Origin of the sequence: Cohnella algarum (assembly GCF_016937515.1) — a bacterium.
Classification (GTDB): domain Bacteria; phylum Bacillota; class Bacilli; order Paenibacillales; family Paenibacillaceae; genus Cohnella; species Cohnella algarum.
The window spans coordinates 4,002,572-4,020,165 of record NZ_JAFHKM010000002.1 but is presented as its reverse complement, the minus strand read 5'-3'; the positions used below and the strand labels follow the sequence as shown (position 1 = coordinate 4,020,165).

At 58.7% G+C, this 17,594-nt stretch carries 18 protein-coding genes and 1 pseudogene; 2 read left to right on the top strand and 17 right to left on the bottom strand.

The features are described from left to right. Window positions 1-28 precede the first annotated feature (28 nt). The 7 genes and pseudogenes from JW799_RS28825 to JW799_RS17950 all read right to left on the bottom strand — a co-directional run. Window positions 29-193: pseudogene (locus JW799_RS28825) on the bottom strand (aldehyde dehydrogenase family protein); the annotation flags it as partial. 65 nt (window positions 194-258) lie between these two features. Beyond that, complete coding sequence (locus JW799_RS17970) at window positions 259-1,437, bottom strand: MFS transporter (protein WP_205430986.1); 1,179 nt, start codon at window positions 1,435-1,437, stop codon at window positions 259-261. A gap of 18 nt (window positions 1,438-1,455) precedes the next feature. Next, window positions 1,456-1,761, bottom strand: a complete 306-nt coding sequence (locus JW799_RS29700; protein ID WP_338026289.1) for a hypothetical protein — start codon at window positions 1,759-1,761, stop codon at window positions 1,456-1,458. A 23-nt stretch (window positions 1,762-1,784) separates the two neighbouring features. Further along, complete coding sequence (locus JW799_RS29695; protein ID WP_338026288.1) at window positions 1,785-1,997, bottom strand: PadR family transcriptional regulator; 213 nt, start codon at window positions 1,995-1,997, stop codon at window positions 1,785-1,787. A 531-nt stretch (window positions 1,998-2,528) separates the two neighbouring features. After that, window positions 2,529-3,206, bottom strand: a complete 678-nt coding sequence (locus tag JW799_RS17960; RefSeq protein WP_080840753.1) for an isochorismatase family protein — start codon at window positions 3,204-3,206, stop codon at window positions 2,529-2,531. A gap of 98 nt (window positions 3,207-3,304) precedes the next feature. Further along, complete coding sequence (locus JW799_RS17955) at window positions 3,305-4,672, bottom strand: uracil-xanthine permease family protein (protein ID WP_080840754.1); 1,368 nt, start codon at window positions 4,670-4,672, stop codon at window positions 3,305-3,307. 108 nt (window positions 4,673-4,780) lie between these two features. Continuing rightward, window positions 4,781-5,482, bottom strand: coding sequence for a FadR/GntR family transcriptional regulator (locus tag JW799_RS17950; protein WP_240353327.1), 702 nt, complete (start codon window positions 5,480-5,482; stop codon window positions 4,781-4,783). A gap of 221 nt (window positions 5,483-5,703) precedes the next feature. Between JW799_RS17950 and JW799_RS17945 the strand changes: the two genes are divergently transcribed. Beyond that, on the top strand, window positions 5,704-6,897 hold the full coding sequence (locus JW799_RS17945) for an MFS transporter (RefSeq protein ID WP_205430984.1): 1,194 nt from the start codon (window positions 5,704-5,706) through the stop codon (window positions 6,895-6,897). A 54-nt stretch (window positions 6,898-6,951) separates the two neighbouring features. On the opposite strand, the gene JW799_RS17940 is transcribed toward JW799_RS17945, so the two are convergent. The 8 genes from JW799_RS17940 to JW799_RS30225 all read right to left on the bottom strand — a co-directional run bounded on the left by JW799_RS17940 (window position 6,952) and on the right by JW799_RS30225 (window position 12,338). Continuing rightward, a complete protein-coding gene (locus JW799_RS17940) occupies window positions 6,952-8,097 on the bottom strand; it encodes a 5-methyltetrahydropteroyltriglutamate--homocysteine S-methyltransferase (RefSeq protein WP_205430982.1) in 1,146 nt (381 codons plus the stop codon). 110 nt (window positions 8,098-8,207) lie between these two features. Then, window positions 8,208-8,903: an LrgB family protein gene (locus JW799_RS17935; protein WP_080840757.1), complete on the bottom strand. Its 696-nt coding sequence runs from the start codon at window positions 8,901-8,903 to the stop codon at window positions 8,208-8,210. Beyond that, window positions 8,900-9,256 (bottom strand): CidA/LrgA family protein, encoded by a 357-nt coding sequence (locus tag JW799_RS17930; protein WP_205430980.1) that lies wholly within the window; start codon window positions 9,254-9,256, stop codon window positions 8,900-8,902. The genes JW799_RS17935 and JW799_RS17930 overlap by 4 nt, the downstream gene beginning before the upstream one ends. An 88-nt stretch (window positions 9,257-9,344) precedes the next feature. Continuing rightward, the gene (locus JW799_RS17925) at window positions 9,345-10,250 is read right to left on the bottom strand and encodes a LysR family transcriptional regulator (protein ID WP_080840759.1); all 906 of its coding nucleotides are present in this window, start codon (window positions 10,248-10,250) and stop codon (window positions 9,345-9,347) included. 50 nt (window positions 10,251-10,300) lie between these two features. Then, complete coding sequence (locus JW799_RS17920; protein WP_205430978.1) at window positions 10,301-11,305, bottom strand: SMP-30/gluconolactonase/LRE family protein; 1,005 nt, start codon at window positions 11,303-11,305, stop codon at window positions 10,301-10,303. A 9-nt stretch (window positions 11,306-11,314) separates the two neighbouring features. Beyond that, window positions 11,315-11,632 (bottom strand): response regulator, encoded by a 318-nt coding sequence (locus tag JW799_RS17915; RefSeq protein ID WP_205430976.1) that lies wholly within the window; start codon window positions 11,630-11,632, stop codon window positions 11,315-11,317. Between the two features lie 80 nt (window positions 11,633-11,712). Continuing rightward, complete coding sequence (locus tag JW799_RS17910) at window positions 11,713-12,138, bottom strand: hypothetical protein (RefSeq protein ID WP_420830635.1); 426 nt, start codon at window positions 12,136-12,138, stop codon at window positions 11,713-11,715. Continuing rightward, complete coding sequence (locus tag JW799_RS30225) at window positions 12,078-12,338, bottom strand: MerR family transcriptional regulator (protein ID WP_420830634.1); 261 nt, start codon at window positions 12,336-12,338, stop codon at window positions 12,078-12,080. Before JW799_RS30225 ends, JW799_RS17910 begins: the two co-directional genes overlap by 61 nt. Window positions 12,339-12,514: 176 nt before the next feature. Between JW799_RS30225 and JW799_RS17905 the strand changes: the two genes are divergently transcribed. After that, window positions 12,515-13,507 carry an acrylyl-CoA reductase family protein gene (locus JW799_RS17905; protein WP_205430974.1) on the top strand — a complete coding sequence of 331 codons (993 nt, stop codon included), beginning with the start codon at window positions 12,515-12,517 and terminating at the stop codon, window positions 13,505-13,507. Between the two features lie 479 nt (window positions 13,508-13,986). Here the strand turns inward: JW799_RS17905 and ltrA are convergent, their stop codons facing one another. Further along, entirely contained in the window at window positions 13,987-15,279 is a 1,293-nt protein-coding gene (gene ltrA / locus JW799_RS17900) for a group II intron reverse transcriptase/maturase (RefSeq protein ID WP_205430969.1), read from the bottom strand. Between the two features lie 633 nt (window positions 15,280-15,912). Beyond that, window positions 15,913-17,535 (bottom strand): response regulator transcription factor, encoded by a 1,623-nt coding sequence (locus JW799_RS17895; protein WP_205430968.1) that lies wholly within the window; start codon window positions 17,533-17,535, stop codon window positions 15,913-15,915. Window positions 17,536-17,594 lie beyond the last annotated feature (59 nt).

The following is a 17,594-nucleotide window of genomic DNA, read 5'->3' as shown; positions in this document are numbered from 1 at the left end:
TCGGTCCATCTGGAAAGGCTTTGCGGGATCGATTCCGGTTAAAAACGACGAGCTTCGTCTCCAGCATTTCCTCGACCGCATAACGAATTCCCTCGCGGCCGATGCCGCTTTGCTTGACTCCGCCGTACGGCATATGGTCGTCGCGGAACGTCGGGATGCCGTTGATCGGCACGCCCCCGACATGAAGCCGGTCCGACGCGTCGAGCGGAATGTGTCTCCCCGTAAATCCGTTTTGCCTCTGTTCGAATGCGCCTTCGATTATAGCACTTTGCCGGCCGGTTCCCGCAAGGCGTCCTCCGCCCTGCGCCGCTGCAGCGGCCGTTTCGCAAAAACGCCGAACATCACGGCGGCCAAACCCGTCGACCCGGCGCAAACGGCAAACAAAACCTCGTACCCGGCAAGCTGCGACACCAGACCGAGAACGATGGAGCCGAGCCCGATCCCCAAGTCGAACGCGGTAAAAAAAGTCGCGTTGGCGGCTCCCAGCCGCTGCGGATTCGCGAGCCGCAAGTTCGCCGCCTGCAGCGCCGAATGGGCCGAGCCGAAACCGACGGCATAGAGCACGGCCGAGACGATGACGCCCGGCAGACCGCTCGCGAAGCTAAGATTAAGCAGAGCCAGCGCCGTAATCGCGAGCGCGGGAAGGATGACGGCCGCTTCGCCGCGCGAATCGGACAGTTTGCCGGCCACGGGACGGGTCAAAGCCAACGCGATCGCGTACACGAGGAAAAACGTGCCGGAGTTGACGCCGATCGTTTCGGAAAAGAGCGGAAGAAAAGTGGTGATCCCCCCGTACGACACAGTCAGAAAAAAGACGGCGGCCGCTACGGGCAAAACCGACTTTTCCGCGACGACCATTTTGCGGTTCCCCGCGGCGGGCCGGAACGGAATGCGCACGGCAAAGGCGAGCAGGAGGGCGACGGCCGCGAATCCCGCCGCGAACCGAAACAGCTCGGAAAAGGAAAGGCTCTCCACGATCGACAGACCGATGAGCGGCCCGACCGCCATCGCCGCGGTCATCGCCATTCCGAACCAACCCATGCCCTCGCCGCGGCGGGCGGGAGGAACGATGTCCGTAATGGACGTCGAGACGGCCGTCGTGGAAAACGCCCAGCTCGCCCCGTGCAAAAAACGCAGGACCACGAGCATGAAAATGCCGCCGATCCAGTCGTACAAGCACATAAACAAAATGAAAAAGGCAAGGCCCCACAGCATAAACGGCCTTCTCCCGAACCGGTCCATCAGCCCGCCGGCGAACGGGCGAAACAGGACGGCGGCCAGCGTAAACGCGCCGGTCGCGAGTCCGATCTGCGATTCGCTGCCTCCCAGCTCCTGCAAATAAAGCGGCAGCGTCGGCAGCAAAAAGTAAAACCCCGTGAACAAAAACAGCATGGCCGCGCTCAAGCCGACAAACGATTTCGTCCATAGACGTTCCATCCGATTCCCTCCCCGCATTCAATCATCCTCCGCTTGAATCCGCTCCAGCTCCGCCGTCACCCAACGGATTTCAGCCAATCCGACATGCTTCCGGTAATCGAAGCTCCGCAGCATTTGGAAGCGGATCGGTTCGGGGACCGGCTTTTTGGCGATGACCTTTTCTTCGGCTTGAACGTATTCGAGGTTATCGTCCAAATATTGCAGGTACTGCTCGAGACAGGCGATGCGGACTCCCTTGGAGACGAAGGGGAAGCAAGCCATCTTGAACCGGAACGTCAGCTCGATGTCCATGTCGTACTCGAGCGGCTTCGCCATTCGCTCCATGAACCGTTCTCGTCCCGACGCCGTCAGGCCGTAGATTTTGCGGGGACGTCCCCCTCCTGCTCCTCTTCGATCCGCAGGCGGATCCAGCCCTGGTCCGCCATTCGCCCCAGCAGGGGGTACAGCGTTCCCGAGCTGATCCGGCGAAACGGCCCGATCGCCCGCTTCAAGCTTTCCTGAAGCAAATAGCCATGCTTGTCTCCCGTCATCAACTGGCCCAACACAAACAATTCGTACATGAAGCGGCCTCCGCATGAAAATATGTCGATTCGATACTTAATGTATATCGAATCGACATATATTGCAACCATGATTTGTAAAAATATTCGTTGCCGGCGCTTCCGGCGTCGTCGGAAGGCTGTTGCTGCGAGGTTCGGCGAAGCTTGATTGGAAATTATCCAATCAAAATCGGCTTTTTCACGAATCCTTTCGGCTTCATTGGATTTTGTCCAATCTGGCGAGGCATTTTTGGCGATTTCGTTCAATTTCTAAGTTCCTCGTTGGATTAAATCCACTCTAGGCAACGATTTCCCCGTTTTCCGCTCCCATGATTGGACAAAATCCAGCGTAGGAATACATTCACTTTTACAACACCGAACGGTTCCAGAAAAAAACTCGGCGACCTTTCCCCGGTTGAATGCCGGGAATCGATCGCCGCCTAATCCAAACGTCTTTTTTACCTGTCTGCTTGACGGGGCTATGCCCGTTCCGTCCGCCGGCGACCGCTTTTTCACGGCAAGCCTTCGCCCCTACTGCGGTTTCCGATTCCGTTACGCTTGCCGCCCTGCAGCCGAGGACATGGCGGCCGATTTGGCTTCGATCTCCGCGACAATGTCGGCGGTCGGCGAGACCTGGCCGAATTCGTACGCGATGACGGTCAGCGTCACGCGCTGAATTTCTTCGGCGGATAGTTCCCCCCACCCCATGTCCGGGTAATCCATCGGCGCGTTCGCGTCGCTGAGAAAGATGACCTTGTACTCGCGGTGGGCGCCGTCCCTGACCGTCGTTTCGCAGCAAACGTTGGTCACCGTGCCGCAAATGATAATCGTATTGACGTCATGCACCCGAAGAATCGTGTCCAGATCCGTATCGTGAAACCCGCTGTAAAACAGCTTGTCGACGATAATGTCCTGCGGCTCCGGCGCCAACTCGTCGATAATTTCCACGCCGTGCGTCCCCCGCTTCAAGATTTCGTCCGTGTTCGGGTACATGTCCTTCATCCTGCCGCTGTCGCTGCCGTCCCCGCGCACGATATGGCGAAGGTAAATGACGGGCATCCCGGCGCTTCTCGCCGTCGTCGTCAATCGCTTGACGTTGCCGATAATCCCCTCGGCCCGCGGAACGTAAAGCGCCCCGTCCGGTTTGCAAAACACGTTTTGCATATCGACGACGATGACGGCCGTCCTTTTCGGGTCGATATCCCACTTCACTTTGTTTTTGATGCTCATGTCAACCAGCTCCCCTATATAATGAAATAAAAGATTTGCGACTGCTATTCGCCCATCATCCGGCTATCAACCCTCAATACCGGCCGCCAGTCGTCCGCTCAAGCTTCCGCCGCCGGGGCCGGGCCTTGCGCGTCCCGAGCTCGGCGTTCGAGTCTCGGCCGGATCCAGATGTTGACGACCGTGTTCAGCACGATCAGCATAACGACGCCGACCAGCATCGGCTGCGTGACGATGCTCTGAATTGCCAGCGGCAAATCGGCGGTCAATTCCTCGGGCAAGTACATCGTGCCGAGCGAAATGATGAACGAGGAGCCCGCCACGACCAGATTCAGCTCGTCCCATACGACTTTGCTCACCATTTGAATGCCGCTGATGGCGATAATCCCGAATAACACCGTGGACGCCGCCGACAAAACCGGGCTTGGCAGCGAGGCGATAAACAGCCCGACCTTCGGAATGAGTCCCAGGATGACCGCCATAATGCCCGCCGTCATCGTGACGAACCGGCTGCCGATTCCGGACACGCGCACGATGCCAATGTTCTCGGGATAGGATGTCGTGCCGAGTCCTCCGAATACGGCGCCCAGCGTACAGCCGAAAAATTCGCCGAACAGGCCGCGATTGACGCGTTCGGCATCGAGCTTTTGCTTGCCCCATTTCGTCAGCAGCGTGTACATGCCGACCGCTTCAGCGGAAGCTTGCAAAAACGCGAGCAGCATCAAAATGACGACCGGAACGGAAACGCCGAAGCCGAACGGGAAAATTTCCGGCAGACTGATCCATCGGGCCGAAGCCACCGCGGAAAAGTCCGAACTGCCGAATATGAGGTAAAATACCGTTCCAAGCGCGATCCCCCAGAGCAGGGCGCCGCGCCGGAGAATCGTTTTTCCGCCGAACACCATCAGCGCGAGCACGCAAACGACCGTTACGATGGATGCGGCGAAATTGATGCCGACGTCGGCGCTGCCGAACCAGTTTTTCAGCCCGATGTCGGCCAACTGCGCCCCGATAATGACGAGCAGCGTCCCGTAAACGATCGGGGGAGAAATGAATTTGTTCACATGGCCGATCAGGCCGAACTTGCGAATCGGAATGGACAGAAGCATAAAGATCAAGCCGGCGACGGCCATCGAGCCGAAAGCCGTGCCCAGCCCCACGCTTGCGCCGGCGGACATAACGGCAACGAAAAAAGCCGCCGTCGGCCCCTGAACGACCGGAAGCTTCAGCATCCTCCCGGATTGCAAAATCGTGACGATGCCCGTGGTCAGGAAGCACGCCTGAATCATATAGCCGATCGTACCCGTGTCGAGCCCCATCGCTTGGCCGATCAGGACCGGAAACAGGAAAATGCCCGTCAACGCCAGCAAATGCTGAAATCCGTAGGTCAGATTGGCGCCAAGCGACAGCTTTTCTTCGATACCCACCTGCAGCGCCTGTTCGTCCGGGCGGTCGTGATCGTGGTTCATGAAAGGTCACTCCTTTTGTTAAGGTCGTTTGCAAAGCAAAACCAGAAAATTCAGCATATCATCAGATGTTTTACCCATAGAAAGGATAGATCATCTGATGTTTGCGATTTAAAGAAAAGACGGGTTTCGCATGACCGCGTCCAGGTTCCGGATTGCGCCGTTTTTCGCAGCGTCGCCGTCCCCCGCTGCAATGGCCGCGTATATTTCTTCGTGGTAAGCCGTGTTGTCTTCGTATCGCCGCGTATCCAAAATCAGCTGGCTCAGCATTTCCTTCAGGCTTTCGGCGATCGCTTTGTACATTTCCGCCAAAACTTCGTTATGCGCCGCTTGGGAGACGGCCATGTGGAAGGCGATATCCGCCTCGACGTACTCCGCGTACTGTCCTTTTTCCAGCGCGACGTTTCGCCGGTCCAGGCATGACCGCATGAACGCGAGATCCTCTTCCGTCCTCCGAATCGCCGCCAGGCCCGAGATTTCGATTTCCAAAATCCGGCGAACCTCCAGGATTTGCGCGTAGTTTCCGGGAACGAGCGTTTGTCTCACGTTGATCAGGGACGGAGCGGAGGCGCGAATATACGTCCCGTCGCCCTGCCGAACCTCGAGCACTCCCGCATGCATAAGAATTTTGACCGCTTCGCGCACCGTCGATCTTCCGACGGCCAGCAGCTTCATCAGTTCGGGTTCGGGCGGAAGCTTATCGCCGCTCTTGTACCGGCCGGAATGGATAATCGATTGCAATTGATCCAATACTTCGTCGACAAGCTTTCTCCGGGGAATGGCTTTAAAACCTGCAGGAGCCGTTATCGTCAACACCGCCTTATGTCAGATTTCGTTTCTCGCAAGACAATCGAGTCATTTTTTATTACATGGATCACATTATAGAAGCGGTTTTTCGAAAATACAAGCACTTTTTCGGACGGTATGTAACTATACCTGACGAATTTGAGTTAAAAACTTGACGAATTTATGATCAAAAGAGTATCGTTATCCTCATCAAACATCTGATGATCATCTGTTTAGAAGGAGCTATCATGAAACGTTTTGCCAACCCGCCCTGGGTTCACGCTCGTTACGGGCTCATTCGCGCTTTATTGTTCGGATCCGCGCTGTCGATTCTTTCATCCTTGTATATGACCGTCCCGCTTGTTCCCGTATTTGCGCAACAGTTTAACGTCTCCCCGGACAAGGCCTCCCTGGCCGGAAGCGCCTTTTCGCTTTTTTTTGCCGCGGGCTGCCTGATTTACGGGCCGATTTCGGATCGCCTCGGGCGAAAACGGGTCATCGTCGCCGGGCTTTCCGTCCTTGCGCTGGCCACGCTGGGCGGCGCTTTCGTTACCGGATTCGGGGGGCTGATTTTTTTCCGGTGCCTGCAAGGCGCCGCGGCGGCCGCGTTTTCTCCCGTCGCGCTTACGTACGCGGGCGAAGTTTTTCCGCCCGACAAACGCATTACCGCGATCGGCTTTATCAGTTCGGGGTTTCTGATGGCGGGGATATTCGGCCAGGTGTGGGCGAGCTCGCTAGTGGAGCTGTGGAGCTGGCGCGGCGTATTCGGCGCCCTTTCGGCCGTTTATTTGTTCGCCGCGCTTCTGCTCGTCGTATGGCTGCCTCCCGCGCCCGCGCAGGCGAACGCGGCCAAACGCAAACCGGACGGCTCTTCCTTAAAAACCGTCCTGGCCAATCCGGACTTGCGGCTGTGCTACGGCATCGCCGTGCTGCTGCTTCTGTGCTTCGTTGGCATGTACAGCGCGCTCGGCTCTTTTCTCCGGGAGCCGCCTTTTTCGCTTGGCGATCGTCAAATCCTCGGCGTCCGTTCCGTCGGCATCGCCGGCATGGCGCTTTCTTTTTTCGCGGGGCGAATGTGCGGACGATGGGGCACGCTGCCGGTGCTCCGAACGGGACTGCTGCTGGCGGTCGCGGGTATGCTGACGATGGGCTTCGCGAAGGATTTGTATGCCTACGTCGCGATGAGCGTCGTTTTCGTGTCGGGCATCGCGGTCGTCGTCCCCTCCCTCATCTCCCTGGTCGGGGAAATCGGCGGCCGGAACCGGGCGACGGCCACTTCCTTGTACACCTTCGTCTTGTTCGTCGGCGCCAGCATCGGCCCGGTTTTGACGGCCGCCCTGCTCGAAACGGGGCCCGAATTTCTGCCCTTTCTCGCATTTGCAGGCCTTCTTGCGCTGGGGCTCTCCGCTTCCTTTTTCATTCGAATGACGCGGAAATCTTGAAAAACGAAAGCCCGGCGGCGAAGAGGCATCCCCCTTCGTCGCCGGGCTTTCGCGTCAGGACCGCGACCAGATTTCGTCCGCGATTTCCTTGATGAAGCGCAGCTTTCGCCACTGCTGCTCTTCCGTCAAAACATTCCCTTCCTCGGTGGAAGCGAACCCGCACTGCGGGCTTAAGCAAATGCGATCGAGGTCCACGTATTTCGTCGCTTCCCGAATCCGGCCGACGATGGCCTCCTTGTCCTCCAGTTCTCCGAACTTGGACGAATGCAGGCCGAGCACGACCTGGCGGTCTTCCTTGACGAACCGCAGAGGCGCAAAGTCTCCGGCGCGGTCCGTATCGAATTCCAGGTAGTACGCGCTAACGCCGTCGATGCCGAACAGCGTTTCCGCGATCGGCTCATAGCCGCCCGAGGAAGCCCAGGTCGAGTGGTAATTGCCGCGGCATACGTGCGTCGCGACGATCAGGTCGGCGGGCAGCCCGGCGACCGCTTCGCGGTTGACGCGGGCGAACAGCTCTGCGACGTCCGCGGGGTCGATTCCCTGCCGCCGAAGCCCATCCCGGTAGCCTTGATCGACCAGCATCCCCCACGTGCAGTCGTCCAGCTGCAGGCTGCGGCAGCCGGCTTCGTAGAAGGCCAAAATCGCCGCCTTGTACGCTTTGGCGATATCGGAGACCAGCTCTCCCGCATCGCCGTAAATCGCCTCCGTGCTCGCTTGGTTTTCCGGACGCTGCAGCTCCGCCAGAAGCTGCGCGGGCGCCGGAATGGTCTGCCGCGCAACGACATCCTCACCGGCAATCTCCTTCAAAAACTTGAAATGGCCGACGAAGGAGTGGCGGGTAAATCCGATTTTGCCGTTCAGCCGCGCGGTTTCGGCCCTCGTCTCCGCCCCTTGGAACGGGTAACCTTTATCGGCGACCGCCTTCTCCACCCCGTCAAGCTCCCACATAAAATCGAGGTGCCACCAAGACCGTCTGAACTCGCCGTCCGTGACGGCCCGCAGCCCGGCCTCCTTCTGCTTTCCGACCAGCCTGGCGATTTCCCGGTCTTCGACCGCTTTCAATTCGGCGGACGAGATTTCGCCGTCCCGAAACTTTCTGCGCGCTTCCTTCAGCGCCTCCGGCCGAAGAAAACTGCCTACGATATCATGGCGGAAAGGCGTTTCCGTTCTTCGCTTGGCTTGTTCGAACGTCGTGCTCATGCGATCTTCTCCTTTAGCGATTTCGTCGTTTCGTTTCGCTAAAGGAAAGATATCACATCCGTCCGGCTATCAAGTAACTCCAAAATGCTATAGCCGGATATAGCTTTTGGCTATACCCGGTCAAGCCACCATACGATCGGAATATACAGCAGGCCGGTAACGATTCCGTTCATCGCCATCGCGAACCCGCTGTAGCTGCCCTGGGCCTCGGACTGGCGGAGCAGCCTGGACGTGCCGATGCCGTGTGCCGCCGTCCCGATCGCGACGCCGATCGGCAGGTCGCCGCGAATCCGCAGCAGCCGGAGCAAGGAAATGCCCATCATGCTGCCGGCCAGCCCCGTCAACACGGTCAACGTCGCGCTGAGCTCCGGCGATCCGCCGGTCAGCCTTGCCAGCTCGAGCGCGATCGGGGAGCTGACCGATTTCGGCATGGCGGACAAGATCGTCTCGCGGGAGGCGCCGAGCGCCCACAGCAATCCCCCCGTCGAGACGATCGACACCAGCGCTCCGGCCGTAATGCCGCCCAGCACCGCGACCCATTCCGCCCGGATGCGCTTCCGGTATTTGTATAGCGGCACGCCCAGGGCAACCGTGGCGGGACCGAGGAAAAACGTAACGATTTCTCCGCCCGCTTCGTAAACCTCGTACGGGATGTCCGTCAGCACGAGAAACAAGATGATGCCGCCGGAGCTGACGAACAGCGGATGCAGCCACGCGAACCGTTTGCCCGCGATCAAGCTAAGGCTGTAAAAAACGACGCTGAGCGCGACGCCGAACAGCGGCTGCCCGAGCCACTCCGGCCTCATGAAGCGGCCTCCTCCCGGTCCGCCTTTTTGCGCAGCCGCGCCGTCGCGAAGCCGGCAATGGCGATGACGACGGCGGGACCGAGCAGCACGCTTGCCGCGATCGGAAGCAGCTCCTTGCCCAGCAGCGGCAGCAGCGCCATGGCGCTGACGATAAACGGAATAAAAAACAGCATCATATGCTTCGTCAAAAATTCCGCGGCAGCCTCGACCCATTCGAGTTTGACGAGCTTCGCGTAAAGCGCCAGCGTAAACAAAATAAGGCCGATCAAGTTGGCCGGCATCGGAATGTCCAGCCCTTCTTTCAGTCCCAGGCCAATCAAATTAAAGAGCAGCAATATCCCAAATCCGAGCAAGCCATCGTCCCCTTTTCGCGGCAAGATTAACGACCGTCGATTTCATCATACCGGGGAACGTTCTGTTTTAACAGCTTTTACCTTGTTATCAGACCGCGGAAACGGCACGCCGCAATTCTTCCACGTAAGCGGAAGCCAGCCTGGAAAGCGCGACGCTGCGGTGGGAGATCCAGCCCACGTTGATCGTTTCGTCGCAATCGAGCGGTACCGGAATGATTTCGTTTCCGTTCAGGTCCGCGCTCAGCACGCCCGTCGAAATCGTGTACCCGTTCAGGCCGATAAGCAAATTGAAAAGCGTCGCCCGGTCGCTGACCCGAATGCTTTTCGGATGGACCAGCGTGCTCAATATTTCCTCGGAAAAGTGAAACGAATTGTACTCTCCCTGCTCGAAGGAAAGATACGGGTAATCCTTCAACTGGTCGATCGTGACGACGGACTGCTTCGCGAGCGGGTTGCGGATGCTGATAAAAATATGGGGCCTGGCCGCAAACAAGGCGGTAAATTGCAATCCGGCGTCCTTCAGCAGTCTCCGGATCACCTTTTCGTTAAACTCGTTCATGTACAAAATGCCGATTTCGCTGCGCATCGTTTTGACGTCCCGAATGATTTCATGCGTTTTCGTTTCGCGCAGCGCCAGCTCGTATTCATCCAGCCCGTACGTTTGAACGAGTCGGACGAACGCGTTGACCGCGAACGCATAATGCTGGGTCGATACCGAAAAATGCTGCGGCGACGGCTTGGCGTTCAAATACCGGCCCTCAAGCAGCTCCGCCTGCTCGATCACCTGCCTGGCGTAGCCGAGAAATTCGGCTCCGTCCTTGGACAGGACGATTCCTTTGTTCGTCCGCTCGAAAATCGAAATGCCCAATTCGTTCTCCAGCTCCCGGATTGCATTGGACAAGCTCGGCTGCGAAATAAAAAGGCGTTTGGCCGCCTCGTTCATGGAACCGCGGTTGGCGACCTCGATCACGTATTTTAACTGTTGCAGCGTCATGTTACCTCTCCCTCCGACAGGTCGGCGCCAGTTTTCGGTCGAGATTCCTCTCAGCCGAACGAAAACGGCTTCCTGCCGCGTATGCCGAGCCGGCTCGAATCCAGGCGAAACAGCGCCCCCGCCAGCGGAAAAGCGGCGCGCGCCTCGCGGCTCATGCCCTCGCAGGCGCTTGTAATATACAGCGTGCCGTAATCGTCGCCGCCGAAGACGCAGCTCGACGGCTGCGGCGCGGGCAGGCGAATTTCGGCAAGCAGGCTGCCGTCGGCCGGATTCCAGCGGGCCACCCGCGAGCCGCCCCACTGCGCCGCCCACAGCATGCCGTCCCGGTCGACGGTCATGCCGTCGAAGACGCCCCCCGCCTCGTCTTCAAGCCGGACGATGATCCGCTCCGCGCCGAGCGAGCCGGATTGCGAATCGAAGGCAAACGCGCGGATCTCCCGGATCGCGGAATCGACATAATGCATCTCGCTCCCGTCCGGGCTCCAATCCAGGCCGTTGGAGCAGCCGATGCCGCCGATTTTTTCTTCCCAGGCCAGCGCCTTGTCGATCCGGTACAGGCACCCGTCCGATCCGCCGTTCATATCCATCGTGCCGATCCAGATGCCGCCGTCCGGCCCGACTTTGCCGTCGTTAAACCGGACGTGGGCGGGAATCCGCTCCAGCCGCAGGATCTCCCCGAAGCTCTCGCCTTCGCCGCTCCAATCGTACAGACTATGAGAGGCCGCGGCGATCCATCTCCCGTTCGCGCAAGGAAGAAGTGCGCTTATTTTCTCCGGAGCCCGAATCGTTTCCGTCCTGCCGGATTCCGGACAAAAGGCGTGAATGCTCGCTTGCCTAATATCCACCCAAAGCAGCCTTCCGGCGCGCTCGTCCCAAATCGGGCCCTCGCCGATATCCGATAGGGGGACCGGGAGGGCGACGGGGGTTGCGGAAATCGGCGCCGAGTTTAATGTGTCGGATCCGATCGGGGTCGGGCTTGCATTCGGAACCGGATTCGATGCGGCGTTTGGGGTTTCGTTTTGAGCCGCATCAGGGCTTGCGTCGCGTTTCCGCATTCGGATCACCTACCTTTTTTCCAAGATACAAGGCTCTTTCGATGGGCGAGCTTGACTTGACTTGTGTCCATCATAGCATATCCGGAGCCCGGCGTGCCGGCTCGGCGCCGTCCGAGGCAGCGGAGCGGACGATTGCGGCTGGCTCGGCGCAGGCGGCGAGGCATTTTTGCCGTTCCCGCTGCACGCGATGACCAGCTCCGGCTTCAATTCCGCGATCAGGCGAAGCGCCTCTTCCCCGTTCTCCGCTTCTCGGCGCACTTCGTATCCGTGCCGCTCCCCAACGATCAGGTTCCGCAGGCGAAGAACTTCGACTTTCCGATATGCCAAAAAAAATCCCCTTCATCCGAAGCCGGACTGCCTCGGACGAAGGGGGCGCGTCGCGCGTAAACCGCCTTTTTCGTTAACGATTACCCGGCCCGCCCCGGATCCGCCGCGAACGATTCGGCGGCTGCCGCAAGGAAATAAGCAAGACCGGTTTGCTGGTCCTCCAGCATCCGAAGATGAAAATCGTCGCCGAGGAAAAATCGCGTCTGATCGGCGAAATCCGCGGCGGATACCTGGCGGCCGCGTTCGTTCATGAACGAGATATGGTCGCGGATCAGCCGGCGGACTTTTCCGTCGTCTCGCTTCAGTCCCGTTCGCAAAGCTTCTGCCATCCCGCCCATGAAGGCGGCGGCCTCTGCGGCCTGCTCGTTCATGTTCGCGACTTCCGCAGCGGCGACCTTGGGCACCTCCGCCCCGTACGTCTCCTTCAGGTAAACGTTGTGCTCGCTCATCGCGTCGTTCCATTGTTCCTCGTTTTCGAATCCTCTGAACATGTCGCGCTTGTCCATCTCTTCTCCTTCTCCAGCGAAAAATCCAGTTCCCGGTAAAACAAAATGTGCTGCAGCCGCTTCAGCTCTTCCGCTCCGCATAGCCGATAGCCGGCATCGCTGATCTCGCGGGGCGGGAGAAGCCCGATTTTGTGATAATAATGCAGCGCTTTGATCGTGACGCCGGACAAGGACGATACCTCTTTGACCGTATAGAGCATGCGATTTTCCTCCTTTCTTGATTTAGCATAAAGCCTCCCCCAAGAGGAGAGTCAACGATCGAAAATAATGCCGCTTGCCGCCCAAGAGCCGGCTTCAGCCAAGCGAAGTTGACCCGGCGGACGATCTGGCGTATAAAGAGGTCAACAAACTTTTTGTCGAACAGGAGGGTACGCCCGTGTCCGAATCGTTTCAGGCGCTCGTCGTCGACAACGCCGGGGAATTCGCCGTTGCCGTGAAGCGGCTGGAGCTCGATCGCCTGCCGGCGGGAGACGTTCTCGTCAAAGTCGCTTATTCCAGCGTCAACTATAAAGACGGACTCGCCTGCCGTCCGGACGGGAACATCGTCAAAACGTATCCGCACGTTCCGGGAATCGACCTGGCGGGAACCGTCGTCGCGTCGTCCGACGGCCGCTTTGCCGTGGGGCAGCAGGTGCTGGCTACCGGATACGGAATCGGCGTCTCCCATTACGGAGGGTATGCCGAATATGCGCGCCTGCCTTCGGACTGGGTCGTGCCGCTGCCGGACGGGCTGTCGCCGAAAGAGGCGATGATTTACGGAACCGCGGGCTTTACCGCCGCGCTGTCGATCGAAAGGCTGGAGGAAAACGGAATGTCGCCCGAAAAGGGGAAGGTGCTCGTCACGGGGGCAACCGGGGGCGTCGGAAGCGTCGCCGTCGCCATGCTGGCGAAGAAGGGATATTCCGTCGCCGCAAGCACGGGAAAACCCGCCGCGGCCGACTACTTGCTGGCGCTCGGCGCCGACGAGATCGTCTCCCGCCAAGCGGTCGCGGACGGCGCCGGCAAGCCGCTGAACAAGCAGGCTTGGCAAGCCGCCGTCGATCCGGTAGGCGGCGCTTCGCTTGCCGCGACGCTAAGCAAAATCGCCTACGGCGGCTCCGTCGCGGTCAGCGGCCTGACCGGGGGAACCGCCGTTCCGACGACGGTGATGCCGTTCATTTTGCGCGGCGTCAATCTGCTCGGCATCGATTCCGTGTTTTGTCCGGCCGATCGCAGGCGGAAGCTGTGGAACCGGATGGCCGAAGATTTGAAGCCCGCAAAGCTTGAAGCCCTGCTGGAACGCGAGATTTCTCTGCATGAGCTGCCCGGGGCGCTGACCGATATCCTCGATTCGAAAATGACGGGCCGCGCGCTCGTGCGCCTGCCTTAAGCCGGTCAGACCGGAACCTTTTCCGGCGGCTTGGGGACGACCCATTCTCTTTTCGTACAGCGAAAACAGGCGGACCGCCGTGTTTTCCCATAAAATCGGCAGCGGCGCGTTGGCGGCCTTCGAAACGGCGCGCCACAACGGGGCGAGGTGACCGGCATACAGGCCGCGCAGCGCCTCGTCGCGCCATTCGCGCCGTCGCTCCGGCGCGGGGGACGACTCCAGATAAGCGCGGCGCGCGGCCGGCGTCCGGATCCTCGCGCGGTTCCATAGCAAGATAGGGTTCTGCGAAACCATTTCCGATCCCCTCCCAAGCGTTTTAGTCTCATTATAGGCTCATTGAGAACGGCTATCAATTGCAATTTTTCAACGCTGCTCGCTAGAGTGAAGGACTGAAATAAATTCAGCCCCTCCTCATCAAACCGTACGTGAGGTTTTCCCTCATACGGCTTTCCGATGTTCGTCATTCATGTGCGTGCGACTTACAAAAGCGTCTTGAGTCCATACATTTGGCAGAGCAACTTAACCTCATTTCCAGAACTGCGCCAGCGACTACGCTGGCGCTTCTTTGCATACCACTTCGTTAGCCTTGTGCGGATGTACCCATCTAACTTTGTCATCCATTTGGAACTGTATGGCGTCGAATAGTAGTTCTTCCAGCCTTGGATTCTCAGGTTGAGCCAGTCCACATGTTCTTGGAACGAAACGTGCCGCATTTTCGGCGGCGCGAGTCGTTCTTTAACGACTTCCCGAATGTGTTTCTCTGCTTTAACACAGAGCCATTGTTGCGTCGTATAGTACACGCGGTTCTGCCCCGTTTCTGCTTTCGTCTTCCGGTGGTGCATGCCGAGGAAGTCAAACCCTTCTTCTCCCGTCCATATCCCCACAATCCGCGTCTTTTCCGGATGCAAGGTCAGTTCCAGACGCTCCAATATCGCTTGAATGAGTTTGTACCCATGGAGCGCATCTTTCTTTGTCTTGCACACGACGACAAAGTCGTCTGCGTACCGCGTGAGTTCCCCGACCTCTTTGCCATGCTTTTCCCACAATCGGTCGAAGTAGTTCAGGTAGATGTTCGCCAGTAGCGGCGAGATCACCCCGCCCTGCGGCGTTCCCAGATCGGAACGTCTGACCGTTCCTTCCTCCGTCACTCCTGCTCCGAGCCATTGCCGAATGAGCTTGAGAATGCGTCTGTCGCTGATTCGCATTTCTACCAGTTTCATGAGCTTCTCTTGGTTAATGTTGTCGAAGTAGCCTTGGTTGTCGACGTCGACCACCCAATTGCCTTTGCGGTTGCAGGCTTTACGGATTCGCTCCAGCGCTTGTTTTGCGCCTCGCTTCGGTCGAAAGCCAAACGAGCATTCCTGAAAATCGGCTTCAAAGATCGGTTCCACTATGAGTTTCGTTGCCATTTGCACGACGCGGTCCCTTACCGTTGGAATGCCGAGCGGGCGTTTCCGTCCGTCTTTCTTCGGAATGTAGTGACGGCGCACGGGCTGGGGGCGGTAGGACTTCTTCTGGAGCCGTTCTCGGCATTCCGCTACGAATCGGTCTTCACCCATCTTCGCTATATCTGCCAAGGTTTCACCGTCGATGCCTGCCGCTCCTTTGTTTGCCCGTACTCTCCGCCACGCTTCCTGTAGCACATCCAATCGATGGACTTTGTCGTACAGTGCATGGAACTTTCTGCTCTTGCTCGTCTTGGCCGCATGACCTAGCTTCTCTTGGAGTTGTTGAACTTTTTCTGTTGGTGTCGTTAGCCTTCTGGCATTCACTCACTCGTACCTCCTTGTGAAGCTTGAACAAAGCAGGGCGCCTTCCCTCCCGCAGGTTGTGTTGTCCTGCGTTCCCCGGTACTATTCGCCCCTCGGACTCCCTTCCTGCAGACGGATCACTTCACCTTTTGGCTTATAGAGCGTCTCTTTACGGTTTCGAAAAAAATCTCCGTGCAGGGGAGGGTCTCCCCAGTTCACTGCATCCTCTTTCATCCCATGCCGATCCCTCTACGCCGGAGGATTCTTCGCTGACGCTCCAAGTTCTTATCAGCTTCCATGGCCTTCGCCCATGCTCGCGGGGCTCGGCTTCCTCTTTTCCCTCTTGCGAGGCCTTTTTGACGACGCGGCAGGATTCACTTTATGTTACGGCCTGACATGTTGCTCGCCCTGTCTCCGACAGGTACTTTCGTCGATACGCTTCTACGCACAGCTTTCGCCATACGCAGGTATCCTAGCTACACAGGGGCTTGGCCCCTCCTGTGACCGGACTTTCACCGGCTAGAAGATGCGTGCTTAGCTGGGCACGCCAAAGCACAAAAAAAAAACGCCTGGCGGCGTCCTCGGAAAAAAATAAACTTGCGGCGGCAGCGCCGGCGAACGCCGCAGCCGGGAAACGCGCGATCCTTCGGGCGCCTACGACTTCGCCAAGTCCGTCGGATTCATGCCGCTGTACTTTTTGAACAGCGTGCTGAAATAGGGAACGTTCTGATAGCCGACCTTCTCCGCAACCTCGTAAACGAGCATTTTGTGCTCCATCAGCAGTTCCTTGGCTTTTTCCATGCGGACGCGGGTCAAATACGTGTTGAACGAATCGCCCGTCATGCTTTTGAAAATGTGGGACAAGTAATTGCGCGAGATGAACACTTTGTCCGCCAGGTCCGCGAGGGTGATATTTTCGGCGTAGTTGTCGTGAATGTACTGGATCATAAAATCGACCGCCTGGCGATGCTTGCCGTTGCCCCTCCACTGGCGGCTGCCGCAAATCGCGGAAATTTTCTCTTTCAGCCACCGCGTCAGCTGCTCCGGACGGGCAAAGCCGGCCCATTCCCGCCGCACGGCTTCGCTCGGAAACATCTCGTCCAGCACCATGCCGACTTCGTACAAGCTGTAAGCGAGAATCGCCCAAATTTCGCTTGCGAGCGTCTTTAAATATTCCGGCGTCGTCTCCTCCCGCCCCGCCAGTTGCCCGGCGAAGTCGTCGACGATCTCGTGCGCGAGCGTTTCCCGGCTCGATTTGATCGCGGACGCGAGCTCCTGATAAAATTTGACCGGACGAATCCGGCGAATCTCCTTCTCGCCGTCCGGACCTTCCGCCGCCCCGTACACTTCGTAGCCCGCGACGAGCGGCCGCCTCCGCCACTCGATCGCGCGGAACGCCTCCTCCGTGGAATCGGAAATGCCGCGCCAGTCGCTTTTCGTCTCCCCGACGCCGACGCGGAGCTTCAGCTTCAAATAGCTGCCCGCGGCTTCGATCAGCTTGACGCCGAATTCGGCCAACCGCCTTTCCGCAAGCTTCCGGTCCGAACCCGCTTCCGAGCGGACCACGAGCGCGGAGTGGGTCCCGTGCAGCTCCGTATATTCGAACCCGCCGAACCGCTCCGCCGCGATTTCGCAGGCGATGTTGCGCACCGCGAAGCGAAACAGGTTCAGATCGGACAAGGATGCCGCCCCGATCCGGCGATCCCGCACGATGTCGAAGCCGATCACCGTATGCTCCGCCTGCCGCCAGCAGGAATAGGCGGGAGGCAGCGCCTCGTCCCGCAAGTACATGTCCGCGAGCGTGCCCGAGATGACCGACTTGATCCATTCCTTTTCCACGAACGGCGCGTAGAGCCTGAACCGCTGCTCAAGCTCGTCCTGCTTGATGCGGCGCTCCTCCTCTTCGGCAAGGCCCGCGATCGCCTTGGCGAGCACTTCCTTCAGCGTCGGAATGCTGATCGGCTTGGACAAATAATCGCTGACGTTCAGCCGCAGCGCCTGCCGCGCATACTCGAAATCGGAATAGCCGCTCAAAATGATGACCTTGCCGTCGAAGGCTTCGGTCCGGAGATGTTCGATCATGTCCAGCCCGTTCATCACCGGCATGTATATATCCGTGATGACGACATCCGGGCGAACGGCGCGGATCATCTCCAGTCCGTCCTGCCCGTTCAGCGCCTCGCCCGCCCATTCCGCGTTCAGCTCCTCCCACGGAATGGCCCGTTTCATGCCCTGCAGCACCTGGCGGTCGTCGTCGACGATGGCGATTTTCCACATGCGCGTTCTCTCCTTTTTGCCGGACGCGCCTTCCCCCTCGCGCGGTCCCTTCTTACCGG

Excerpts from the sequence above, each read along its gene's own strand:
- JW799_RS17970 (WP_205430986.1), bottom strand. The coding sequence starts at position 1,437 with ATGGAACGTCTATGGACGAAATCGTTTGTCGGCTTGAGCGCGGCCATG.
- JW799_RS29700 (WP_338026289.1), bottom strand. The coding sequence starts at position 1,761 with ATGGAGCGAATGGCGAAGCCGCTCGAGTACGACATGGACATCGAGCTG.
- JW799_RS29695 (WP_338026288.1), bottom strand. The coding sequence starts at position 1,997 with ATGTACGAATTGTTTGTGTTGGGCCAGTTGATGACGGGAGACAAGCAT.
- JW799_RS17960 (WP_080840753.1), bottom strand. The coding sequence starts at position 3,206 with ATGAGCATCAAAAACAAAGTGAAGTGGGATATCGACCCGAAAAGGACG.
- JW799_RS17955 (WP_080840754.1), bottom strand. The coding sequence starts at position 4,672 with ATGAACCACGATCACGACCGCCCGGACGAACAGGCGCTGCAGGTGGGT.
- JW799_RS17945 (WP_205430984.1), top strand. The coding sequence starts at position 5,704 with ATGAAACGTTTTGCCAACCCGCCCTGGGTTCACGCTCGTTACGGGCTC.
- JW799_RS17940 (WP_205430982.1), bottom strand. The coding sequence starts at position 8,097 with ATGAGCACGACGTTCGAACAAGCCAAGCGAAGAACGGAAACGCCTTTC.
- JW799_RS17935 (WP_080840757.1), bottom strand. The coding sequence starts at position 8,903 with ATGAGGCCGGAGTGGCTCGGGCAGCCGCTGTTCGGCGTCGCGCTCAGC.
- JW799_RS17925 (WP_080840759.1), bottom strand. The coding sequence starts at position 10,250 with ATGACGCTGCAACAGTTAAAATACGTGATCGAGGTCGCCAACCGCGGT.
- JW799_RS17920 (WP_205430978.1), bottom strand. The coding sequence starts at position 11,305 with ATGCGGAAACGCGACGCAAGCCCTGATGCGGCTCAAAACGAAACCCCA.
- JW799_RS17910 (WP_420830635.1), bottom strand. The coding sequence starts at position 12,138 with ATGGACAAGCGCGACATGTTCAGAGGATTCGAAAACGAGGAACAATGG.
- JW799_RS30225 (WP_420830634.1), bottom strand. The coding sequence starts at position 12,338 with ATGCTCTATACGGTCAAAGAGGTATCGTCCTTGTCCGGCGTCACGATC.
- JW799_RS17895 (WP_205430968.1), bottom strand. The coding sequence starts at position 17,535 with ATGTGGAAAATCGCCATCGTCGACGACGACCGCCAGGTGCTGCAGGGC.